Source organism: bacterium (assembly GCA_024226335.1).
Lineage (GTDB): Bacteria > Myxococcota_A > UBA9160 > SZUA-336 > SZUA-336 > JAAELY01.
This window is the reverse complement of record JAAELY010000165.1, coordinates 1-4,245: the sequence shown is the minus strand read 5'-3', so window position 1 is coordinate 4,245 and position 4,245 is coordinate 1. Positions and strand designations below refer to the sequence as shown.

Annotated in this window: 1 protein-coding gene; it reads left to right on the top strand. The window is 63.0% G+C overall.

What is annotated here, in order from left to right:
• The first annotated feature begins 629 nt into the window (after positions 1-629).
• Positions 630-4,028 (top strand): hypothetical protein, encoded by a 3,399-nt coding sequence (locus GY725_07815; GenBank protein MCP4004085.1) that lies wholly within the window; start codon positions 630-632, stop codon positions 4,026-4,028.
• Positions 4,029-4,245: the final 217 nt, after the last annotated feature.

The window sequence follows — 4,245 nt, the reverse complement described above, 5'->3', positions numbered from 1 at the left end:
TCATCATCGTTTCGGTTCCTGACCGCTTTCCGCTGTGCGTCGGTGCGTGCGTGCGCGCGTGCGCGTGTGCGCGTGCGTGCCGTGGGCGCGGACTCGCAGACTCGCCCACTCGAACACACAACATCATGCTGTGGTCCGCATGCGTGGGCGGCGCGTGTCGGCGCGCGTGGTTTGTCACATTTGGGACTGCTTCTTTCTATTGGGACTGCTTCTTTCTATTTCTCATTCTCTTTAACTCTTTGTGCCTTTGGTCGCTCATTGCTGAAAAAGTGTCCTCCTCCCCCCTCCCCTTCCCCCCAATGGCCGACAGAGCGGCAGCGGCCGCTCTGCAGGCGGCGCAACAGCTGGAGGAAGCCACGCTAGGGCACAACGCGGAAGTCTCCGCGGCTTCCGCGGACTTCCGCCGCCGCATCGCCCAGGCTCTGCGGCTCGACGCCGAGCTGCCGCGACCTGGAGGCCGTCTCCAGAGAAAGCGGTGGTCCTGGAAGATCGGCTCTTTCAGGCGGCGGTGCCACTACTTGCAAGCCAAGGTCAAAAAGTTGGTGTGCGACAAGAAGAGACTGCAAGAAAGGAGCACCTTCAGAGTCAGCGCCTTGAACATCGTGCGGGCCGCTTTGTGCGATCCTTCCATGAGCGCCCGCATGGTCGAGGAGTTCGCTCGGGATTACAATTTCTCTGCGGCGCCGCCGTTCGGCCGATCGTCCGTCTGCGCTTTCCGGCACACGTTCGCGCGAGTCCTGAAGCGCCTCTGCCGGGACTCGGTCCGGGTCTACGCGGCCCAGAGCGAGCACGGCTTTGTCTGCTTCCGCCACCTGCACGACGAGGCCTCCCTGCGCATGCGGAGCTTTCTCGAAGGAGGCTCTGACGGAGGCGCGACCGACGGGACTCCGAGGCCGAGCCAGGGTTCGACCCGCGCTCGGCCCCGGATCTGTCGGTCGCGGAGCAGCAAAGTGCAGAACAATAGCTGCTCCGTCCACATAGACGCATCGCCCAGTGGAGCGCCCTGGCTGACCGATCTGCAGCCCTTGGCCAAAAAGGACGCAGACACCATGTGCTTCGTCATCTTCTGCGTTCTTCGAGGGCTTCTTGAGGCCCTGAACGCCGCCGAGGACGACGCTGCCGACGAGGGCACCGCGGCGGCGGGGCGCCGCAGGAGATTCATCCACTTCCTAGTTGGAGACTCCGTACCCACCAACATGGCGGCTGCCAAGAAGCTCTGGCTCCTCGTGCGCTCTCTGCAGCTCGACTCCGTGTCGCCTTTCCACAGATGGGACTACTTCTTGGTGGTTCTTCGTTGCGCCAGCCACCAGGCGAATCTGGTCGTGCGAACAGCCATTGGAGGCGACGCGCCTCCGTCAAAGGGGATGCCCTCGCTGGAGGCAACGGCGGTGCGCTTCTTCAAGTATCTCCTGAGCGAATACCATGAGGAGTTCTACGCGAACCTGCGGGCGTTCGTCTTCGAGAACCTGCGGATCCTCGATCCGCGCGAAATGGACCCATCGGAGCTACGCAACGTCCGACGAGAGGCGTCCGTCGGGAAGCGACTCCAGGACTTGTACGGCGAAACCGTTTTACCCAATGAGTGGTTGGACATGCTGAACGCGGGGCTCGGCAACTTCTGCCATATCCCGCACGATGAGACCTGCTTCGAGGAGGCGGTGCGAGGCGAACTCCTGCGAGTGCTTGAGCGGTGTTGCCTGCGCACGCAGGAGAAACCCGTGGTCACCCGATTCTGGCTCTTCACGGAGTGCGTTCAAGGTCTCCTCCGCATCCACCTCCTTGGGATTCCTCTGGATCTGCTCCTCGCCCTCCCCACGAAGGCCCCTCGCCCACAGAGCCAAAAAAGGATCCGCCACGTGAAGGCGTTCTTCCAGCACAAGGACACGCCATTGCTGCTGCGGCGGGCTTGCCTCTGCACGGCACTGACGCAGCACGCGGTCTCCATAACAGGGAAGGCGCGGGCGCGAGACGATCCTAGTGGCGGGGGCAACAGGGTTCGACCCGCTTGCCCATTGCTGCTCCGACTCGTCCGAGGGGAAGTCGCCGCGAAAATGTCCGATGACCTGCGCGCGACGCTTCGCCGCTTGCCCACGGAACCCGCCTTCCGCCGCGGCCCGGACATGGCTCGCGTTGTCGAGCAACTGCTTCTCACCGCTTCGGCGCTCATCGTACGGTTCAAGCAATACCAGGCGTATCCGTTTAAACTGGCTCTTTGCTCCAAAGCGGCGAATCCCATCGGATTCCTTCTCGAGATCGATAACTTCCTGAACGCTGAGGCGGACTCCTTGGACGTGGGTTATGGTCGGCCTCTCCAGGAGGAGGCGCTGCGGCGAGGCGACCTGCGCGAGCAAACTCGTTTCCTGGCTTCCGATGCAATCCAGACAGAGCTGTCGACGTGGCTCACTCAGGTGGAAGGTTCCACCCTCGAGGTCGAAAGGGCGCACCAACAGGCCAAGCGCGGCGAACGGAGACAGTTGATCGCCGTGCACACCGCCTCGCGGGATATGATCTTGCGGAGGTACCGCGCCCAGGGGCGTGCGAAAGGAGCCCCCGCTGGAGCGGTGCCGCGGAAGTGCCGTGGAGGCGGCACGCTCTGGTCACTAGCTCTCCAGCACAATCCTCACTTGTTTCCCAGGTCTCAGCGGAGGTTCGGGGCGGTGTCAGCGCCGAAGGCGCTAGCGGATCCGGAGTCTTGGCCCTGCCGAAAAGCAGCCTTACAGCAGTACGTCCGGGAGAACGGGGAGTCTCTGCGAGCCGAGTTGGCGCGCGCCCGGGCGCGAACGACTCTGGACTCGACCGCGCCATGGCCCGGCTTCCCGAGGAACGCCACCGAGTGGGTGGAGTGGATGGAGCAGAACGAGGACACCTTCAGGGAGGAGATGAAAGTGGTGCGCCAGGGTCAGCACCGCTCCGCGAACGTCCGCGCGGAGGCTCCGCAGAAGTACGAGCCAGCGGCGCGGCTCGAAGCACCGGCTTTCCGCCCGGCGCCCTGCCGACAGGCCGGGTCTCAGCCGCCTCCTTGGTTGGGGCTCGTCTCCAACGGCTTCTTCACTCTTTGGAGGCAGGAGATGGCCCTGACGACCTTCATCTTCGCGTGCGATGTGATGAGGCAGCAGTGGTGTCTGGTGTTCGACGACCCCGAGGAACTCGGGGACGGCAGCAGAGCTTGGAGGCTCCCCATCGAGACGCCGCTTCGCGACGTACTGCTCCCGATCCACGTGGCTCTGCCGGCCTCCCTCCTCGCATACTCCGGCAAAGTCGAAGTTCTGAAGAACGAAGTGACGGTTCGGAAATACACTCCTACCGGGGTCTTCCTGCAGCTGACGTCCTCGGAAGTCGTGGCAAAAACTCCTCGGAGGCGGTCCAACAAGGACGAGGGTGCCGACATGAGCGGCGCCAGCGATGGAACGGAGGCTCTCGACAGCGAAACGGACGACGAGGACGATCCGGACAAGGACGAGCTTTGGAGCGCAGCCTCATCGGACGAAGAAATGCAAGCGAACGATGCGGACGACGGGGCCTCGGAGGAATCCGCAGGAGTTCCGGAGGCAACACCGCCAGGGTTCGACCCGAGCGATGCTGCCGAGGAACTCCCACCTTCCGCCCGCCTGCCGAGAGGTACCCCTCAGGCGCCGAAAGGTACCCACAAGGTGGCGTGGCATTCGGCCTATTTCACTTTGACACACGACCGCCGTTTCGACGAGATCCGGATGCGCGTCAAACCGAGGTGGCTGGTCCCAGCGCACATGGGCACGGATCACCCGAACAGATCGCTGCGCTCCAGCCACCACTTCAAGCAGCACGAAGACCCTACGCGCGTCACGTACCTCGTTCTTCGCGCCTGGGCCTTGTGGCGCATGCCGCAAAACGGGTTTTTGCAAGCGGCGAGTGAAGGCCGGCAAGACGCGTTCAGAAGGGAATGCGAGGACCTGCGACGCGAACTTATCGAGGTCGGCGCGACCACGAACAAAGCGGCCTTGTGTTTTTTGCGCCAATGGGCGCCGCCCGAGTGTCTGTCCGGTGGATGACGGAGCGATTGTGACGCGCGAAGCAGGCAAAACGGGGCCAGCGGGACAAGGAGTCGACAGGACGGGAGGGGCCCGGATGGATGGGTTCGAGGTTCCGGTCCTTGCCGTAAATTTACGTACAATGTCCGTAATATGTTCGCAGGTTGCCGTAAAATTTCCGCACGTGGCCGTAAATTTCCCGCACGTTGCCGTAAAGTGCCGTAAAATTTCCGTAAGC